Genomic DNA, 16,017 nt, shown 5'->3' with positions numbered 1-16,017 from the left:
CTATGCGTTCAATAGTTGAGTCTTTAAGTAGGAACCGGAATTATTGTGAAAAATGGCGTTATCGCTCACATTCGATGGCGTCGAGCAGTCCGCGAAACTCCTGCGGAGCGGTGGCGATTTCCACGCATTCGCGCGCTCGATTCCAGCGAACCAGCCCGAGTGCATCCAACATCGGCAGATGGACGTGAACGAGCGACAGACGCGCCCGTTCGGTGTCGCCGTCTATCGTGCTCGCGAGTTCGGACAGCGAGACGGGGCCGTCTTTCGTTCGTAGGACGATCAGCGTTTCTCGGCGTGCTCGGTCGGAACAGGCCCTAAAAATCCTGTTCAGGGAGGTCGAAGCGGTCGGTTTCAACCGGTTCGCGTCAGCGTCGGTTTCAGGGAATGTGTCGGATGGCACGTTCGACATCATCCACCGGACGGCATTGAGCGATAGGGCTAAACGATTAGCCTCGCCGGTCGTCGTCGAAAATCGTCGAGAGAAGCTTCCGCTCCGCGAGGCGGAGGTGTTTGTGCAGAGTCGGCGCGGCGATGTCGAGCGACTCGGCCAGTTGTTCGCCGGTACTCTCGCGGGGCCAGTCGAAGTAGCCACTGCGATAGGCCGCCACGAGGACGGTTCGCTGACGATCCGTCAACCCCCCGTCGAGCGTATCACGGAACTCCGCGCGGGTTTCGACCCGCCGTTCGACGGTTCGCCGGGAGACGAGTTCCGCGGTGTCGAGCACGTTCCCGAGCATATCGACGATTTGTCGAACTTCCCCCGTCTCTGGCAGGTCGATTTGAACGCGAGCGACGCCGTCTTCCGCGACGGCGGATTTGACGACGCCGCCGTAGTGTGAGAGCGACCGGAGAACCATCGGTTCTCCGTATCGGATTTCGAGCGAACATTCGTCCTCCCGCGTGCTAAGAACCCGGAGATGTGACACCTTCTCGAACTCCCGACAGAATTCGACCACTCGCGCCGGGTCGCCACCCTGTACCGAGACGTACAGCAACAGCGAACCGTCCGGATGCAACACTGCGTCCTCCAACCGAACGGTACACTCTTCTGCTACGGAGAGTGCGGTGAAAATGTATTCTTCGTCTGCGAGTCGGAACTCCAGTTCGATGACCCGTTCACCGACGAGCGCCTGCTGTGTTTTGACCGCGAAAAGCGCGTAGCCGACGAGTTCGGCGAGGTCCGAGAGCAGTTCGCGTTCGGGTTCGTCAAACGCGTACGGTCTGTCCGAGTAGACCGCAAGCACCCCGTAGACGGTTTCCTCGTGCGCCAGCGGAACCGCCGCGAGCGACCGAAAACCACACTCCAACGCCGATTCGCCCCAATCGTACTCGTCCGCCTCGATGTCCTGTATCGCCTGCACGGTTCGCGTTTTGACCGCCTTCGCACCCGGCCCTTCGGAAACGTCGATGTTCGCCTCTCGAAGGTACTCCACGTACTCATCGTGCTCTCCTGCCCACGTTTGGGGAGTCAGTTCCTCGAACTGTGGGTCAAGACGGACGACGAGAGCGAATAGGTACGGATCCGCGTCGGCGAGATGGTCGCACACCGACTGTTCGATTTCGTCGGCGGTTTCGGCCCGAGCGACGGCGCGGTCGATGCTTCGGATAACCGCATTGATACGGCGCAGTTGTTCCAGTTCGTCGTGTTGTGCCTTCAGTTCCGCGTCGTGTCGATTTCTATGCGATACGTCATGCGCGACGCCGACGGTTCCGATGACCGTACCGTCCTCGGATTGCACGACCGAAAACCGGAGTTCGCAAGGAACGAACTCCTCGCCTGCGGTTCGAGTTGGGAGTTCGATAGTTCGAACCGCAGGAGCGTTATTTCGCAATTTTTTGATTTCGGCGTCAAGTCGCGCCGCGTCCTCGTCGCCGAGCAACAGCGAAAACGGAGAACCGAGGAGTTCGTCGCGGTCGTACCCAGTCATCTCGACCATGGCGTCGTTGGCCGACAGAAAATCGCCATCCGCATCGAGTTGATACACTCCGTCCCCGACGGTCGAGACGACGGTCTCGTCGGATAGCAATCTGTTTCCCCCCTCCCGACCCATACGGATAAACTGTTAGCAACGGTGATAACGCTGACGCGCCGGAACTGTGACCAACTAAATAGGCCTGCCCACAATCACCGGACATGGCAAACACCGCGACGCTGATGGATTCGTACACCGAGATGACCGAATTGCTCCTGCCGAACGACACAAACAACCTCGGACGGGCGCTCGGAGGCGCAGTACTGCACTGGATGGACATCTGCGGTGCGATTGCGGCGATGCGATTTTGCGGCAATCAGTGCGTGACGGCGTCGATGGATCACGTCGATTTTATCTCTCCCATCGACCTCGGCGAAGTCGCCGTCGTGGAGGCGTTCGTCTTCGACACGGGTCGAACCAGCATCGACGTGAAGGTGAACGTCCGCGCCGAAGACCCGAAGAAAGGAGAGGAGCGCGAGACGACCACCTCGTTTTTCACCTTCGTCGCGCTGGATGAGGCAGGCACACCGACGCCCGTCCCCAAATTGGATTGCCCGGATGATACCCAGCAAGCGCTCTGCGATTCGGCCCGAACCGAGCGAATAGAACAACTGCGCGCCGTGGCCGAGCGAATCGACTGAGCGAGTACGGATTTTTTGCTACCCTCGAAACGATTCGATTTCCGTACTGTAGTCGATTTCCATTTCCGGAACGTCGGTGAACCACCGCGCATCGTGAATCGTCTCGTTTTCCACCCCGAGGTTGTCGCCGATTTCCGTCTCGCTCGCGGTCGCGCCGAACAGAACGAACTGGCCGGAGAGTTCCCCGTCGCCGTTGGAAAACGTCTGACGTTCAACCAGAAGTGGCCGGGCGAGTTCGACCGGAACCCCGGTTTCCTCCTTGATTTCCCTGACGACAGCCTCGGCGGGTGTCTCGTCCATCTCGACAGTTCCCCCCGGAACTATCCACCCATCGCTCCAGCCGTTTTCGACCAGCAGAACGCGCTCGTCGTCGTCGATGACGACTCCGCCGACCCATCGGTCGTACCCCGACTCGATGGTTTCGGTCACGGTGGCGAAATTCTCCGCCGGGAGGGAAAACGTACGTTTTCCCTCTCGAACGTCGTCCCGTCGTCGAATGTCGGCTAGTCGGCTCACGTCTGCAATTCGTGTCGGGAAAGAAAAAGGTGTGGTGTTTTAGCTCTTGTCAGAAACGGTTCGTTCGTCGGAATCGTCCTTCGGTACCGCCTCATCCGAGGCTGCCGGACTCGTCACTTCTGGCTTTTCAGGTTCCGTTGGACTCGTGATTTTGGGTTTCTCCGGACTCGTCTTTTTGACCGTCGTCTTTTTCGCCGTAGGTTCTTTCGGGGTCGTCTTTTTCGGCGTCGTTTTCTCTACCGTGGTTGTCGGTTTGGGAGTTGTCTCCTTAGCCGTCGTTTTCTTCACGGTCGTTTCTTTCGGCGTCGTCTTCTCTACCGTGGTTGTTGGTTTAGGAGTTGTCTCCTTAGCCGCCGTTTTCTTCACTGTTTCTTTTGCGGTCGTCTGCTTGGCAGTCGTCGGCCTCGGCGCGGCCGTCTTCGTCATTTCCGCCGTCGGTTTTGCGGTAGTCTTCTTTGCAGTCGTCCGCTTCGCCGGCGTCTCTTTCACCCTCGTTTTCTCGACAGTGGTTTCCGCCGGAGTCATTTTTGCTGGCGTTGTTTGCTTCACCGTCGTTTTTGCCGGCGTCGTTTGCTTCGCTGTCGTCTGCTTCATCGTCGTTTCGGTTGCTTTCGGAGTCGTTTTCTCGGTCGTCTTCGTCGGTTTCGCCGTGGTGGTCGTAGTTTTTGTCGCCGTTGTGGTTTCGGTCGCTGTCGCGGTTTCAGTCGTCTGTCCCGCAAATTCGAAATCCGTGACGAGGATGAGTTCGAACAGGTTCTCCTGTCCGGTTTCTGGTGCCTCCGCGGGGTTGGTGTAGCCGGTCGCGAATGCGGAGTTGGCCGTGTTCTCGTCGAGCGTCACGTTGAACGTCGCCACGACTTCGCCGGAATCGTCGGCGGTGGCGGGGCGAACTTCTAGCGTGTACTCACCCGCCGGAACCTCCGCGTACTCCGTGGCGTTGCCGAACGAAACGTTATCGAAGAGCGTCGTGCCGCTCTCCGCAACCGTCACGTCAACCGGCGGCGCGTCGGGCGACGCGTGAACGAGTCGCACCGAAGCGTTGCCCGGTTCCGGCGCCGTAAAGTCATCTTCGAGAATGACGACTTCGAACGGGTTCTCCGCGTGTTCCGAAATTTCACCCACCGCGGCGGCGGTGTAGTTAGTGTCTGCTTCGAACGTCACGTTCTCCGAGAAAACGACCGTGCTCGGGTCGCCCGCGGCGGTCACCGTGACGTTGTGGTCACCTGCGGGAAAACTGGCGTAGTCGGTGACGTTACTGTACGAAAGGTTCGAAATCGCCGTCTCTCCGTCGATAAGAACGTCAACCGGCGGCGCATCCGGCGACATGTGCGCGACGCGAACCTGCGCGTCCCCCTCCGATTCGTCCGTCGTATCCTGTCCCGCCATCGCCCCCATTCCGGCGACGGCGACACTGACCGCGAGCATCAACGTTACTAATCCAACCGCAACTGTTCGTGGTGTTTTTATCCCCCTCATTCCTTGCGTATCGTCGGCCACTGTCGGTATAAATGGCTCAGACGGTTCAGCGCGTAACGCTCTTTGTCACCTCAGTAACATCGATTTCGAGCTGATTTTCACCTCGTACTACCGTCGAAATCACCGAGTACCGCGGTGACGTGTCGTCCGTGAGAACCCTTATCAGAACACCGCTCGTAGCCCGGTTCATGGGACTCGATGTGCAAGCCCCGGACGCGCCGACACTGCGTCCCGAGGCGGATATGCAGGAATACGACGATGTGTCGGTGCAGGGTGAGACGAACTACCGGCGGGAGGAACTGGAGACCTTTCTCCACGAAGGAGCGTGGGAAGAATCGTTCGATCAGTGGGTCGAACACACCGAGTTGGAGAAACGCGAGTTCGAGACCGCACTCGATTTAGATCTCTTCGACGAGTTCGATTTCTTCTGGGACGACTTCGCAGACCGCGTCGGTTATCACGCCCCGGGGATTCCGGAGGATTGGAAGGAGCGAGAAATCCACCCCGATATCGATTCGTGGAACGCGGTGTCGTCCATCAACGCCTCGCTGACCGAACTCGGTCAGATCATCTGCGACGTGCTGGAAGCGGAGTACGTCGATTGGGAAGCCGAGTTCGAAGCGCCCGACGATTTGCCGGACTTCGGCGACGACTGATTATCGGAAAATAACGCCCTCTGTCTGCCCGTCGAGAACGACCTCGCCCTCCTCGTTTCGGCAGACGAATGACGCGACCATTTCGTGCCGCGTTTCGCGCGATTCGAACGATTCGACCGTCGATTCGCAGGTGATTTCCTCGCCGACGTACACTGGCCTGTGAAATTCGAACGACATCGATCGGGCGATGTAATCCATGTCGCCACCGATTTTCGTCGGAAGCGTCGCGGTCAACAGTCCGTGAACCATGGGATTGTCGCTCGCCTCGTGGTGGCTTCCCCGGTCGCCCGAGAGGTCGGCAAACTGCGCAACGTCTTCGTTCGTGAACGTCCGAGAGTACGACTTCGTCTCACCTTCCGCTGGAACGTCGGTCATACACGGATTTCATGCCGACGGGATTAATCTGTTACCCGAACCGTGGTCGGTGCGTTCGCACGATACCGTTCGTTTTCGTTCGACTCGCTTCGCTCGTCTCACTCGCAGAACGGGACGGATTCCTTTATATCGTCTTGGTCACACACTCCGCCTATGGTGTCGCCGTTCGGCGGGTGGCCGGTTCGTGTCGCAATCCCGCTCGGCCTGTTGCTCTCGATTCTCATCGTCCGACGTTTAGACCGCCCTCGGGGGGCGTGGGGGAGCACGCTTCGGAAACGGTTCCTCTTCGGCGTTCCGTGGGGGACGCTGATTTCAATCGTCGGCGTAACCGCCGTCTATCTCTTCGTGCAGGACGGGTGGAACCACTGGCAAAATCCCGTCACGGTCGCGTTCGCGTCGTGGTCGTACCTCTACCCGTTGGGCATGTTTCTCGGGTCGTTTTCGCACGCCGGACCGGGTCATCTCATCGGCAACATGACGAGTACGCTCGCCGTCGCACCGCTGGCGGAGTACTTCTTCAGCCACTATCCGACGACGCGCGGAGAAACGTCGGGTTCGTCGTGGCGAACGAATCCGTGGATTCGGGCGTTCGTGCTGTTCCCGCTCGGCGTCTTCGTCATCGCGCTCGGAACCAGCATTTTCGCGTGGGGACCGGTTATCGGCTTTTCCGGCGTTCTCTTCGCGTTCGTCGGGTTCGCGCTAGTTCGGTATCCGCTCGGTACCGTCGTCGCACTCTCCGCGCAGGGACTCATCAACACGGTGTATCTGGCGCTCCGTGAGCCACAGATAATCGGCGAAGCGTCGACCTCCTTTTCGCGCCCGTGGTGGTTCGGAATCGCCGTACAGGGACACACATTGGGATTTTTCCTCGGCGCGGTTGCGGGCGTCTACCTTCTCAGGCGTCGAAACGTACAGTTGAGCGCCCTCCGGGTCTGGGCGGGAAGTTTTGTCCTCCTGATGTCCCTGTCGCTGTGGGCGCTCTGGTGGTACCGCGGCTTGGAAACCTACGTGCTATTTCGCGGCCTCGGCGTGCTGTTCGTCCTCGTGCTTTCGGTACTCGTTACGGTCGCGGTTCGCACGACCGATCGGAAATCGTTCGCCCCGAACGTCAGACAGGCCGGAACCGTCCTCCTGTTGATTCCGCTGATTGTGATGGCCGGAGTCGCCGTTCCGGTCAACCTCACGACCGTCGATGAGGGTGGCATCGGAACCGACGATTCCGGCATCGAAGTCGATGGCTACACCGTGATGTACGCGGAAAATGTGCCGAACCGGAAAGTGTCCGTCATCGACGTTTCGCTCGGCGGCGAGACGACGCAAGTGAACACCAGTGGCGTCATCGTCGTCAACGAAAACCGGGAAATTTGGTCGCGCGAAGTGTCGCAGGGGCAACTCGCGCATTCCGGGCAAACGACAGTCAGGGTCGGCGGAATCGGATGGGAAAAAGCGGTCTACGTGAACCGCGAAGGCTGGAGTGCGACCGGCGGCGGAACCGCCTATCAAGTCTGGTTGCGGCCGGAAACCGGACGCTGGCAGCACGAGTTCGCATCCGACTCCGTGACCGCAACGCCCGTCATCGACGGGAAAGAGGTTTCCATCGTTCCGCAGAACGGTCGGTTCAGTCTCGAACTGTCTGCGAACAACTCGACGGTGGCGAGCGGTTCGCTCCCGGTTCCAAACTCCTCCGTCACGCTGTCGGGCGTAACCTTCGAGCGAACGGACGATCGACTCGTCGCCGTCGTCGGTGACACTCGCGTCCAGGTGGCGAAAAAGGAACAGTACGGCAACTAACGCCACTCGATTCTAAACACTTCGGCGTCGAGGACTTTTCTCCGCCTGCGCTGGAACTCGAACCGGCGGGAGAGCGGCAGTTCCGCCCGAAACGCGTGTGTCACCTCCCCGTCGAAATCTTCGGCGAAGGCCTCCACGAAGTCCACGCTTCCCTCGTTGTGAATCGAGTAGGACACGTCCGCGATGCCCGCGGTCGTTTCAAGAAACGCGCGGTCTGCGTGTTCGTTGCCCGTTTGTGCGCCGAACGGCGGATTCATCAGCACCGTCACCGACGGTGCTGGTGCAGGAGATTCGGCTGCGTCAGCTGAATCAACCGAATCAGCCGATCTACTTCCAGATTTCGATGGACAAAACGGCGCGCGCATCGCATCTCCAACGAACCACCCGACGGGCGTTTCCGGCCCGACGCGGCGTTCGTTGTCGCGGGCCTGTTCGATTGCACCGGCGTCCCGGTCGATTCCGACGACGCGCTCGGGGTCGCGGGTCGCGGCCCCGAGCGCGAGCATCCCGGTTCCGGTGCCGAGGTCAAACACCGTCTTCTCGGCGATGTCGTGGTTCACGTCCGCGAGATGAACGAGATGGGCCGCGAGGTCTGCGGGTGTCGGGTACTGTTCCAGTTCGACCTGCGGGTCGGCGAAGTCAGAGACCGCGGAAAGCCGACGTTCCAGCGCGCGTTTCCCCATATGTTGGCAGACGAAGTGGGGAGACGTAAGAACGAGGATTTCGATTAGGAATCGAGCGACAGCGGGCCGTCGAGTTCGAGCGTGACGCCTTCGCGGCGCGCACGTTCCTTGAGGGCGGCGAGGGAGGGCCGAACCTTCGATTCGTCTTCGACCGCGGCGAACTCGACGGTGACGGTGCCCGCGCCGAGGAAGGCCGCGCTTCGGACGCATTCGCGGATTCGATCCGCTTCGTCCTGCGTGGCGAACGAACAGTCCGCGTCGAAACAGGCGTCAACCGTCACGCCGGCGGGAACGAAGTCGTTCGCATCGAGTTCCCGTTGGAGTTCGCGCAGGTCGGTTCGAGCACTCGGAAGCGCGGCCGCATCGAGCGTCACTGGCGTTTTGTCGGTCGGTCGGCAGCATTCAATCGCGGTTTCGACGGTCGTGGGACGAGTCGCGCTCATACGAATACCATACCTACCGGGAATACAAAAAGGTTTGTGTATGCTCAGTAGTAATCCGAATAGGTGAAAGAGGTGTTTCAGTCATCTGAAAGCATATACGGAGAAGATACGATGGCAGACGTATGAACCGCCGTACAGTCCTCGCTTCGGTTAGTTCCGTCCTGTTTGCTGGTTGTCTGACCGAATCGTCGCCGGGGAATTCCGGGACGAACGAACCGAACACCTCAACGTCAGGGACGACGCGGACGACGACTCGTGTGACGACCGACGCGCCGACACCCGACCTCCGGATTCCAGACGAAAATCACTGTCCGCCGTTTGACGACGACGTGAAACGAGTCGTCTGCTACGAGGATGCCGATTCGGAAACGAATCTGCTGATGACGCCGTCGAAAGAGCGGGCCGAACTGCCGAACGACGCCATTTCGTTCACCCTGTCGAACGAGACGGGAACGAGATTCACGACCAACTACTATCACTGGAGAGTGTGGAAACTGGTTGACGGCGAATGGTTCTACATTGCCCCGCGGGTGGTTCCGGAACCGGCCATGATGTTACAATCGGGAGGCTCGCACACCTGGAACCTGACCATCGACAACGCGACTCTCGGCGGAAGGATCGATGGGGCACAGGGTACGGAAGACATCACCCTTCCCGGGGTCGGCGGAGGGACCTACGCTTTCGGAATTTCCGGTTGGTTCGAAGGACAAGAGTACGACAACGGAACCGGCGTCGCCACCCGGTTCGAGCTGGTCGGCGATTCGCTTTCGCTCACGCCGACGGACGACCTTCGGGAAGTCGGTCGTGACAGCGAGGAAAAACACGTTCGCGCCGACGAGACGAACGCAACGTATCTCGCCACGCGCGTCGAAAAACCGGACGGCGGGACGGTTCGAAAGATTCCGGAACAGGCGATTCGAATCGCGCCGATTCGAAACCTGCTCGCGTCGTTCGAGGACGGTATTTCTCAGGTTCGACTCGACGGACGGAACGTGTACCTCAGGGAGACGCCACAACACATCGATTACAAGGGAGCGGTCTACAAAATCGAAACCGTCGAAAACTGAATCCTTTTCCCCGGTGGAATTAAATCTGTACGATTGTTCGTCACAGTCATAGTAGAGGATGCCAATAGTGATGCAGATTCGAACGAGGAGGGAGTGCCCGTAGACCTCGGCGCGTAGACGCTTCGAACTGCCGAGCGTGCTATCGCCGGGGTCGATTCAATCTCCCGTCGTTTCGAGCAGTTTGCGGGTGAAGGAACCGTCTTCCGACCCGTCAGTCGCGTCTCGAAATTCCTTTACCGCATCGCGTTTGGCGCGAAACACGAGTTTTGCGTTGATCCGCTCCGCGTCTTCGGGAACTTCCACCCGATTTTTCGCGTCGTGTCACGCGAGAAATTGCCTGTGGGAGAGGAGGCTAGTGAGGTTCTGTCCGGAGGGCGATGCATAATATAAATGAGAAAAGACGACGAGAAATTCTCCTACCACGTGCCGTGGAAGGTGTCGAACTCGAGTGAATCGAGGGGTTCGTTGCCGATTGCGATTTCGTACTCGCCGGGCGTGAGCATCGGTTTGTGGAACTGCGGGCCGTCGTCGGTGGTGATGCGCGGGCATCCCGTGTTGACGAAGGCGTCCATGTTGAAATTCCGCAGGCGGCCGGGGGTCACCTCGTCCATCGTGATGAGGTAGGCATCGTCGTTTTCGTCGATGATGTCCTGTGCGATTTCCCAGCGACCCTGCCCGATTTTCGTACAGAAGATGACGCCCCACTTCTCGGCGTCCATCGCGCGGTGAACCGCGCCGTATCGCTGTTTCAGGAACTTGTCCGTGTCCGCAACGGTGACGACGTTGTTTACGGGGTCGCCGATGACGACGTTCTTGTCGGGATGTTCCATCGCCAAGCCGAGCGGGTGGAACTTCCCGCCGCCGACGTACAGCACCTGGTCTGCGTCGATGTCCGCCGAGGCGTAGTTACAGCCGAGCACTTGCCCCTCGTGGGTCAGTCGGTCGTCGCCCTTGCGCGTGTGAACCGTGAAACCGCGGTCTTCCAACCACTCTTTCATCTCCTCGAATCGGTTCATGTGCTGGGCCGTCGTGACCAGCCCCACGTCGCCGACTTCGAGTTCCTCCAACGACTCTTCCATGATTGGGAAGACATCGACGTTGGAGAACAGCGGAACGTAAATGACCTTGTCCGTGTTCTTCATCGGCGAGTGGCCGAAGTGGACGAACACGTCCGTTCGTTTCATTAGGTAGGTGTCCAAGTCACAGGCTCCGTAGCAGGGCTGACCCGAAAGAAGAATCGTTACGTCGTCGGGGAGCAGTTCCCGCAGGTCGTCGGCTACGCTCGGGCCTCTGCGTTTGAGTCCCTCGGGGAACTGCAAGCCGACTTTTTCGGCGTCCCGCTCCTCGACCGCTTCGATGATACGGTCGAGTTCGTAATCCCACTCCCGGTCGTGTTTGAGGGCCATGCCGGTCTTTCGCAAGTCCCCCTCGCTGTACTCGCTCTTGTTGCTCATTGTCCCTCCATTGCGCCCGAGAACTTTTAACCTCGGCGTTCCCGGTTTTCGCTGGACACGGCTTGTTGGAATCTTCGGAATTGATGCGTCAGCGTACTCAATGTAGAGCGTGTGTTTATCCGCTCAAAAGAAGAGTACATACCTCTCGCTGGGAATCGCATTCCAGAAAGAGATTCACCGGACTGCTTGTGCGACAATTATGAAGCAAAGATAGAACAGCAGCCTGCGAATCTTCTTCGTCGTCGTCGTTATCCCGTTTGTCGTCAGCGCGGTTGTCGTACGATCCGTCGGCTGCTAAGCGGTAACGCCGTGTCGCTGTCGACGTCACATCCGGTCTCCTAACCATGCTCATTCGTCCGCTACCCGAATTGCGGAATCTCCTATTTCTCAGCCCGCTGCCGTACATAGCGGGGGCAGGGTCTTTCATGCTGGCTTTCTTCTGGAAGGACGGATCCATCCGCTTCGTTGGGGTTCCATTACTCGGTTTCTCGGGGACATGGACACTGCTCTACGCTGTCGGTCTGAAAAACCGAGAACTCCCCGGAGGGCTTCCGTTCGTCGAATTACTCGCTGTTTCTCTAGTTACGATGGGATACCTTCTCTACACTAGCTCAAACACCCATAACAACGGTACTACCGCTGGCGGTTAACCGATACGCGCCTTCTATTCACCACGGACATCGAATCACATCATCACCTGAGTATTTCAACAGAGCCACCGACGACGACTACCACATTCGGCAAGTCTAAACCGCTCCAGTCCGAACCAGTAGCCATGAGCGTAGACACGAAAGCCGACGTGAGCGACGAGGAAACGAGTGTCGAGGAGATGGCGACCGAACTCGGCGAGGCAATCGCGGACACGCCGGAGTACCAGCAGTTCGAGGAGACGAAAGCTGAAGTCGAGGCGAACGAGGAGGCACAGGAGAAAATCAAGAAGTTCGAGCGCCTCCGACAGGAGTTCATGCTCGCACGCCAAACCGGCGAGGCGACCCAAGAGGACGTGACGAAGGTGCAGGAAGCGCAAGAAGACCTCCACTCGCTTCCCGTGATGTCCGACTACCTCGCGGCACAGGACGAACTCTCGGCCCGACTCGAAGATCTGAACCGCGCGATTTCCGCCCCGATTGCGGTCGATTTCGGCCAGCAGGCTGGCGGATGCTGTCAGGACGAATAATCCGAGATCACCTCCGGAGTGAGCAATCTCTGAATGCTCACTCCGGAATATCCACCCACCCTCCGATTTCCTCACTTTCTCGAAGTCCATCCACCACGGCGAGCGTCCGCGCCGCCTCGCGGGCGTCGGTTCGCGGACGCTGGCCGGTTTCGACGTACTCCGCGAATCGTTCCAGTTCGAGGGCGTAGGGGTCTGTCGATTCGAACGACTCCGTCACGTGTCGCCCCGGCAGTCGAAGTTCGAACTCGTTCGGGTCGGTTCCGACCGAAAACGCCCTGTCCGCGTGCAGTCGTCCGTCGGTTCCTTCGACTCGACAGTACTGCACATCTTGCAGTCGGAACGAACAGTCGAGCTGTGCGGTTCGGCCGCCGGAGAACGCGAGAATGCCGGAGACGTGCGTCTCGACTCCTGTTTCTTCGGGGTCGGCGACGCGGGCGACGACGCGCTCCGGTTCGCCTAAAAACAGTCGTGCAACCTCGATTGCGTAGACGCCCACGTCGAGGAGGCATCCTCCACCGAGCTCGGGGTCGAATCGCGTCCCCGCGGGCCAGTGGCGGAGCGACGAATGAAATCCGGCATCGACGGAGCGAACGACGCCGAGTTCCTTTGCGACGTCCTCCATTCGCTCGGTTCGCGGATAGTACCGGAACATCATCGCCTCCATCAGCGTGACGCCTTGCTGGTCGCAGTAGTCGCCCATCTCGCGGGCTTCCTCGGCGTTCACCGCCAATGGCTTTTCACAGAGGACGTGGAGACCGTGGTCTGCCGCGCGTTTCGTCCACTCGGCGTGGAGCGCGTTCGGAAGCGGGATGTACACCGCGTCCACGTCGGATTCGAGCAGTTCGCCGTACGATCCGAACGATCGCGGAATTCCGTGCGTTTCGGCGAAGTTTTCGGCCCGTTCCTCGCTTCGGGACGCGATTGCTGTCACTTCGTGGTCTGTCTTTGCGACTGCGGGAACGAACGAATGATGTGCGATTCCTGCCGTTCCCAGCACCCCCAAATTCATGAATCAGGTAACGTCGGGGTCGTGCAAAAGTATAGGTGTACAGGTAGCCGAGGTCGAATCGCTCCGGACTCGAATTCACTTCTCCCTCAGTTTAACCGCCATAGTTCGTAGTTCAGAATGGTTGCGAACCCCACCCACAACGCGTAGGGAACGAGCAGCAGGCTAGCGCGGCGATCGACGCGCCAAAAGGCGACCATCGTCGCGCCGATGGCAACCAGCAGGGCGACGATAACCGCGAGTCCGCCTGCGGGCCAGCGCATGCCGAAGAAGACCAGCGTCCACGCCGCGTTGAGGATGAGTTGCACGACGAAGATGGCGAGCGCGATTTTATCCCCTCGCCGCCAGACGAGGTACAGCGCGACACCCATCAGCAGATAGAGCGTCGTCCAAACCGGGGCGAACACCCAACTCGGCGGCGTAAACGCCGGTTTCTGAAGCGTCGTGTACCACGTTGCGACATCGTTTGCGGTGAGAATCGACGGGATGATGCCCGCGAGTTCGCACACAACGATACAGACCAGAAGAGCAGGGAGGTTCCGCCACGAGAACGAAGAGCGACGAACTGCTTCCATAGATCAGTTACGGCGCGAAAAACCGTTTTCCTTTCGGCTATTCTGTTGGGTGACTTGTTTCAGCTACTCTATGTCGTCTACCTGTACCGTTTCGTCCAGAACGAGGGTCGGCCCCGCCTCCATTTCGAGGAACTCGGCGGCGTCGGCCATCACCTTCTCGCCCTGCTCGGAACCGAACGCGGCTTTCATATCGTCGATGGAGTCGAAGTACAGTTCGAGGACGCCGTCGTAGCCCGCCTTTTCGGGGTCTTTCGAGACGGAGGTGACGTACTTGCGCAGGCCGGGGAGTTCTTTTGCGATGTCAGAATGCTCGTTGAGCCAGTAGTCTTCGAACTCCTCGTGGGTCATGCCGTCCTTCCGAACCAGCAAATCGACCATCTTTATCATAGCACCTGAATCCGCGTCCCGGGCCGACTTTGTTGTATCGACTGTCGAGTGATAACCCGATTGTAATTTTCACGATGATTGTTCACGGAAAAGGGCGACGAGACAGATTTCCAATCCCAGTAAAATTCCCCACGAACCGGCGGATTCGAACAGATAAAGAAGCCCGCCAATCGCCTCGGTTAGCAACATAAAACTGCCAGCGAGGATAACCGCAATGCCGAACAGTCGGCGTCTTTGTTTTATACATATATTTCTGAAAATATTTAGGGATGAATGTTCCGGTTCCGAATCACCTCCGGCTTATCCTCGCTCGAACTCTCCCGTAAATCTCGTTTGTCCTAATCGAATTCCACCCATGGCATCCAACAGGGCCGACTTCGTCGCACCCGCTCCGAGACGCGGTTGCCGTTCGAGCAGATACAGCGTGAATCGGTAGGTGTGCGAGCTATCACCCATCGGTGGACACGGGCCGAGGTAGCCGAGTTCTCCGGCGTCGTTTTCGCCGTGTTTTGCCCCGCCGAGGTCGGCGACGATTTCCATCCCCGGAACGCCCCGCGGAATCCGCTTCGTGTCCGGCGGAATATCCCAGATGGCCCAGTGGGTGAACGTCCCGCTCGGCGCGTCCGGGTCGTCCACGATAATCGCCAGCGAGTTCACCTCGTCCGGCACCGACTCGATGTCGAGCGGCGGCGAGATGTTCTGTCCCTCGCAGGTGAACTCCTGCGGAATTCGGTTCCCGTCCTCGAACGCTGGTGTGCTGAACTGCACCATTTGTTCCCCCATCTGTGCTGGTTTCGACCGTCCTTTACCCGTCGCTTTGTTCGTCCCTCGAATCCCCGACACGACGACGCCGATTCCACCCATCGCCCGGAGAAACGCGCGTCTCCTGAGCATCCCGAGACGATTCGACACGGGAGGTAAAATGCCCTGTTGCCGTTCGCTTAAGTCCCCTCACGTCCTCATCTCGTCTCGATGGCGGAACTCAACCGGCCCGACCGACGGCGGTGCACGCGGTGCGGGCGCGAAGACGAGTGGAACGAATTGAATCACAACTGGACGATTGCCGGAAGCGAGGGACGGCCCTTCTGCCTCCACGAGTGGAACATCAACGGAACCCACAATCCGATTACCGATTGAGATGCCCACCGCGTACATCACCGCGCCGACGGACGCGGCGGCGGAACTCGCGGAACTGCTGGTCGCGGAGCGACTCGCGGCCTGCGTGAACCGGTTCCCCTGCACCTCCGTCTACCGGTGGGAGGACGAAGTCGTCCACGACGAGGAGATCGTCCTGCTGGCGAAGACGACCGATTCGGCGTGGGGGGAGTTGGTCGAACGAGTCGAAGCGGAACACCCCTACGACGTACCCTGTATCGAGCGGTTCGACGAAGATGAGATGCTGGAGGAGTTTGGCGCGTGGATTTACGAGGAGGTGGAGTAATGGGTCGAGACGACGAGGGTCGACAGCAGGCGAGACAAACCGGGCCGTGGGTACTGGCGCTCGGCGTCTTGGCGGTCGGGACGGTTGCGCTCGCTCGCGAACTGCGGCGAAATCGGGAGAAAACGGTGACCGAAGATTCGTAGAAATTTCGCTCGATAACGACAACTTCGCCTCTCGTTCACCGAAATCAGGATGGCATTCGGTCAGATTTTCGACTCCTCTTAGTAGCAATTCACGATTGCAACGAAAACCGCCTTCCGCAACGGCCCACATTCCTCCCCAACCGACTGCGTTTCTCACTCACTTCGTTCGTTCCGATACTCATCCCTCGAGCGAACCCGGACAACCCCTCGGAC

General features: G+C 59.1%; 20 protein-coding genes and 1 pseudogene. 8 read left to right on the top strand and 13 right to left on the bottom strand.

Annotation, left to right across the window (positions count from 1 at the left end; genetic code table 11):
• Positions 1-58: 58 nt before the first annotated feature.
• Together LIX15_RS00935 and LIX15_RS00930 are read right to left on the bottom strand one after the other, a co-directional pair.
• The gene (locus tag LIX15_RS00935; protein WP_227775642.1) at positions 59-400 is read right to left on the bottom strand and encodes a DUF7344 domain-containing protein; all 342 of its coding nucleotides are present in this window, start codon (positions 398-400) and stop codon (positions 59-61) included.
• A 46-nt stretch (positions 401-446) separates the two neighbouring features.
• Complete coding sequence (locus LIX15_RS00930) at positions 447-2,051, bottom strand: bacterio-opsin activator domain-containing protein (RefSeq protein ID WP_227775641.1); 1,605 nt, start codon at positions 2,049-2,051, stop codon at positions 447-449.
• An 83-nt stretch (positions 2,052-2,134) separates the two neighbouring features.
• Between LIX15_RS00930 and LIX15_RS00925 the strand changes: the two genes are divergently transcribed.
• Entirely contained in the window at positions 2,135-2,614 is a 480-nt protein-coding gene (locus LIX15_RS00925; RefSeq protein WP_227775640.1) for an acyl-CoA thioesterase, read from the top strand.
• An 18-nt stretch (positions 2,615-2,632) separates the two neighbouring features.
• Here the strand turns inward: LIX15_RS00925 and LIX15_RS00920 are convergent, their stop codons facing one another.
• Positions 2,633-3,130, bottom strand: a complete 498-nt coding sequence (locus LIX15_RS00920; protein ID WP_227775639.1) for an NUDIX domain-containing protein — start codon at positions 3,128-3,130, stop codon at positions 2,633-2,635.
• Between the two features lie 39 nt (positions 3,131-3,169).
• Positions 3,170-4,606 carry a DUF4397 domain-containing protein gene (locus tag LIX15_RS00915; protein ID WP_227775638.1) on the bottom strand — a complete coding sequence of 479 codons (1,437 nt, stop codon included), beginning with the start codon at positions 4,604-4,606 and terminating at the stop codon, positions 3,170-3,172.
• Between the two features lie 188 nt (positions 4,607-4,794).
• On the opposite strand from LIX15_RS00915, the gene LIX15_RS00910 reads away from it, so the two are divergent.
• Positions 4,795-5,262 carry a DUF7992 family protein gene (locus LIX15_RS00910; RefSeq protein WP_227775637.1) on the top strand — a complete coding sequence of 156 codons (468 nt, stop codon included), beginning with the start codon at positions 4,795-4,797 and terminating at the stop codon, positions 5,260-5,262.
• Here LIX15_RS00910 and LIX15_RS00905 read toward each other — a convergent pair whose 3' ends face one another.
• Complete coding sequence (locus LIX15_RS00905; protein ID WP_227775636.1) at positions 5,263-5,637, bottom strand: FAS1-like dehydratase domain-containing protein; 375 nt, start codon at positions 5,635-5,637, stop codon at positions 5,263-5,265.
• Positions 5,638-5,790: 153 nt separating this feature from the next.
• On the opposite strand from LIX15_RS00905, the gene LIX15_RS00900 reads away from it, so the two are divergent.
• Entirely contained in the window at positions 5,791-7,428 is a 1,638-nt protein-coding gene (locus LIX15_RS00900) for a rhomboid family intramembrane serine protease (protein ID WP_227775635.1), read from the top strand.
• On the opposite strand, the gene LIX15_RS00895 is transcribed toward LIX15_RS00900, so the two are convergent.
• Together LIX15_RS00895 and LIX15_RS00890 are read right to left on the bottom strand one after the other, a co-directional pair.
• On the bottom strand, positions 7,425-8,111 hold the full coding sequence (locus tag LIX15_RS00895; protein WP_227775634.1) for an METTL5 family protein: 687 nt from the start codon (positions 8,109-8,111) through the stop codon (positions 7,425-7,427). The genes LIX15_RS00900 and LIX15_RS00895 overlap by 4 nt on opposite strands.
• A gap of 44 nt (positions 8,112-8,155) precedes the next feature.
• Entirely contained in the window at positions 8,156-8,554 is a 399-nt protein-coding gene (locus LIX15_RS00890; RefSeq protein ID WP_227775633.1) for a DUF7961 family protein, read from the bottom strand.
• Between the two features lie 122 nt (positions 8,555-8,676).
• Here LIX15_RS00890 and LIX15_RS00885 point away from each other — a divergent pair, with 122 nt between their 5' ends.
• Positions 8,677-9,621, top strand: a complete 945-nt coding sequence (locus tag LIX15_RS00885; protein ID WP_227775632.1) for a hypothetical protein — start codon at positions 8,677-8,679, stop codon at positions 9,619-9,621.
• A 156-nt stretch (positions 9,622-9,777) separates the two neighbouring features.
• Here LIX15_RS00885 and LIX15_RS00880 read toward each other — a convergent pair.
• Positions 9,778-9,927 (bottom strand): annotated as a pseudogene (locus tag LIX15_RS00880) (hypothetical protein); the annotation flags it as partial.
• A 110-nt stretch (positions 9,928-10,037) separates the two neighbouring features.
• Positions 10,038-11,075 (bottom strand): diphthamide biosynthesis enzyme Dph2, encoded by a 1,038-nt coding sequence (gene dph2, locus LIX15_RS00875; protein ID WP_227775630.1) that lies wholly within the window; start codon positions 11,073-11,075, stop codon positions 10,038-10,040.
• 799 nt (positions 11,076-11,874) lie between these two features.
• Between dph2 and LIX15_RS00870 the strand changes: the two genes are divergently transcribed.
• Positions 11,875-12,252 carry a YlbF/YmcA family competence regulator gene (locus tag LIX15_RS00870; protein ID WP_345410672.1) on the top strand — a complete coding sequence of 126 codons (378 nt, stop codon included), beginning with the start codon at positions 11,875-11,877 and terminating at the stop codon, positions 12,250-12,252.
• Positions 12,253-12,289: 37 nt separating this feature from the next.
• Here the strand turns inward: LIX15_RS00870 and LIX15_RS00865 are convergent, their stop codons facing one another.
• From LIX15_RS00865 to LIX15_RS00850, 4 genes are all read right to left on the bottom strand, one after another.
• Positions 12,290-13,261, bottom strand: a complete 972-nt coding sequence (locus tag LIX15_RS00865) for a Gfo/Idh/MocA family protein (protein ID WP_227775628.1) — start codon at positions 13,259-13,261, stop codon at positions 12,290-12,292.
• 86 nt (positions 13,262-13,347) lie between these two features.
• Positions 13,348-13,833 (bottom strand): TspO/MBR family protein, encoded by a 486-nt coding sequence (locus tag LIX15_RS00860; protein WP_227775627.1) that lies wholly within the window; start codon positions 13,831-13,833, stop codon positions 13,348-13,350.
• A gap of 63 nt (positions 13,834-13,896) precedes the next feature.
• On the bottom strand, positions 13,897-14,220 hold the full coding sequence (locus tag LIX15_RS00855; protein WP_227775626.1) for an EthD family reductase: 324 nt from the start codon (positions 14,218-14,220) through the stop codon (positions 13,897-13,899).
• Positions 14,221-14,520: 300 nt separating this feature from the next.
• Positions 14,521-15,114 carry a YbhB/YbcL family Raf kinase inhibitor-like protein gene (locus LIX15_RS00850; RefSeq protein WP_227775625.1) on the bottom strand — a complete coding sequence of 198 codons (594 nt, stop codon included), beginning with the start codon at positions 15,112-15,114 and terminating at the stop codon, positions 14,521-14,523.
• A gap of 78 nt (positions 15,115-15,192) precedes the next feature.
• Here LIX15_RS00850 and LIX15_RS00845 point away from each other — a divergent pair, with 78 nt between their 5' ends.
• The 3 genes from LIX15_RS00845 to LIX15_RS00835 are packed head-to-tail and all read left to right on the top strand — an operon-like array spanning position 15,193 to position 15,804.
• Entirely contained in the window at positions 15,193-15,357 is a 165-nt protein-coding gene (locus LIX15_RS00845) for an HEWD family protein (RefSeq protein WP_227775624.1), read from the top strand.
• Between the two features lies 1 nt (position 15,358).
• On the top strand, positions 15,359-15,661 hold the full coding sequence (cutA, locus tag LIX15_RS00840; RefSeq protein ID WP_227775623.1) for a divalent-cation tolerance protein CutA: 303 nt from the start codon (positions 15,359-15,361) through the stop codon (positions 15,659-15,661).
• A complete protein-coding gene (locus LIX15_RS00835; RefSeq protein ID WP_227775622.1) occupies positions 15,661-15,804 on the top strand; it encodes a hypothetical protein in 144 nt (47 codons plus the stop codon). Before cutA ends, LIX15_RS00835 begins: the two co-directional genes overlap by 1 nt.
• The last annotated feature ends 213 nt before the right edge of the window (positions 15,805-16,017 follow it).

The organism is Haladaptatus pallidirubidus (assembly GCF_020700235.1).
In the GTDB taxonomy this organism is placed as follows: domain Archaea; phylum Halobacteriota; class Halobacteria; order Halobacteriales; family Haladaptataceae; genus Haladaptatus; species Haladaptatus pallidirubidus.
The sequence above is the reverse complement of the archived record's forward strand: the minus strand, read 5'-3'. Positions and strand labels throughout refer to the sequence as shown.

Excerpts from the sequence above, each read along its gene's own strand:
- LIX15_RS00930 (WP_227775641.1), bottom strand. The coding sequence starts at position 2,051 with ATGGGTCGGGAGGGGGGAAACAGATTGCTATCCGACGAGACCGTCGTC.
- LIX15_RS00925 (WP_227775640.1), top strand. The coding sequence starts at position 2,135 with ATGGCAAACACCGCGACGCTGATGGATTCGTACACCGAGATGACCGAA.
- LIX15_RS00915 (WP_227775638.1), bottom strand. The coding sequence starts at position 4,606 with ATGAGGGGGATAAAAACACCACGAACAGTTGCGGTTGGATTAGTAACG.
- LIX15_RS00910 (WP_227775637.1), top strand. The coding sequence starts at position 4,795 with ATGGGACTCGATGTGCAAGCCCCGGACGCGCCGACACTGCGTCCCGAG.
- LIX15_RS00905 (WP_227775636.1), bottom strand. The coding sequence starts at position 5,637 with ATGACCGACGTTCCAGCGGAAGGTGAGACGAAGTCGTACTCTCGGACG.
- LIX15_RS00900 (WP_227775635.1), top strand. The coding sequence starts at position 5,791 with ATGGTGTCGCCGTTCGGCGGGTGGCCGGTTCGTGTCGCAATCCCGCTC.
- LIX15_RS00895 (WP_227775634.1), bottom strand. The coding sequence starts at position 8,111 with ATGGGGAAACGCGCGCTGGAACGTCGGCTTTCCGCGGTCTCTGACTTC.
- LIX15_RS00890 (WP_227775633.1), bottom strand. The coding sequence starts at position 8,554 with ATGAGCGCGACTCGTCCCACGACCGTCGAAACCGCGATTGAATGCTGC.
- LIX15_RS00885 (WP_227775632.1), top strand. The coding sequence starts at position 8,677 with ATGAACCGCCGTACAGTCCTCGCTTCGGTTAGTTCCGTCCTGTTTGCT.
- dph2 (WP_227775630.1), bottom strand. The coding sequence starts at position 11,075 with ATGAGCAACAAGAGCGAGTACAGCGAGGGGGACTTGCGAAAGACCGGC.
- LIX15_RS00865 (WP_227775628.1), bottom strand. The coding sequence starts at position 13,261 with ATGAATTTGGGGGTGCTGGGAACGGCAGGAATCGCACATCATTCGTTC.
- LIX15_RS00860 (WP_227775627.1), bottom strand. The coding sequence starts at position 13,833 with ATGGAAGCAGTTCGTCGCTCTTCGTTCTCGTGGCGGAACCTCCCTGCT.
- LIX15_RS00855 (WP_227775626.1), bottom strand. The coding sequence starts at position 14,220 with ATGATAAAGATGGTCGATTTGCTGGTTCGGAAGGACGGCATGACCCAC.
- LIX15_RS00850 (WP_227775625.1), bottom strand. The coding sequence starts at position 15,114 with ATGCTCAGGAGACGCGCGTTTCTCCGGGCGATGGGTGGAATCGGCGTC.
- LIX15_RS00845 (WP_227775624.1), top strand. The coding sequence starts at position 15,193 with ATGGCGGAACTCAACCGGCCCGACCGACGGCGGTGCACGCGGTGCGGG.
- cutA (WP_227775623.1), top strand. The coding sequence starts at position 15,359 with ATGCCCACCGCGTACATCACCGCGCCGACGGACGCGGCGGCGGAACTC.
- LIX15_RS00835 (WP_227775622.1), top strand. The coding sequence starts at position 15,661 with ATGGGTCGAGACGACGAGGGTCGACAGCAGGCGAGACAAACCGGGCCG.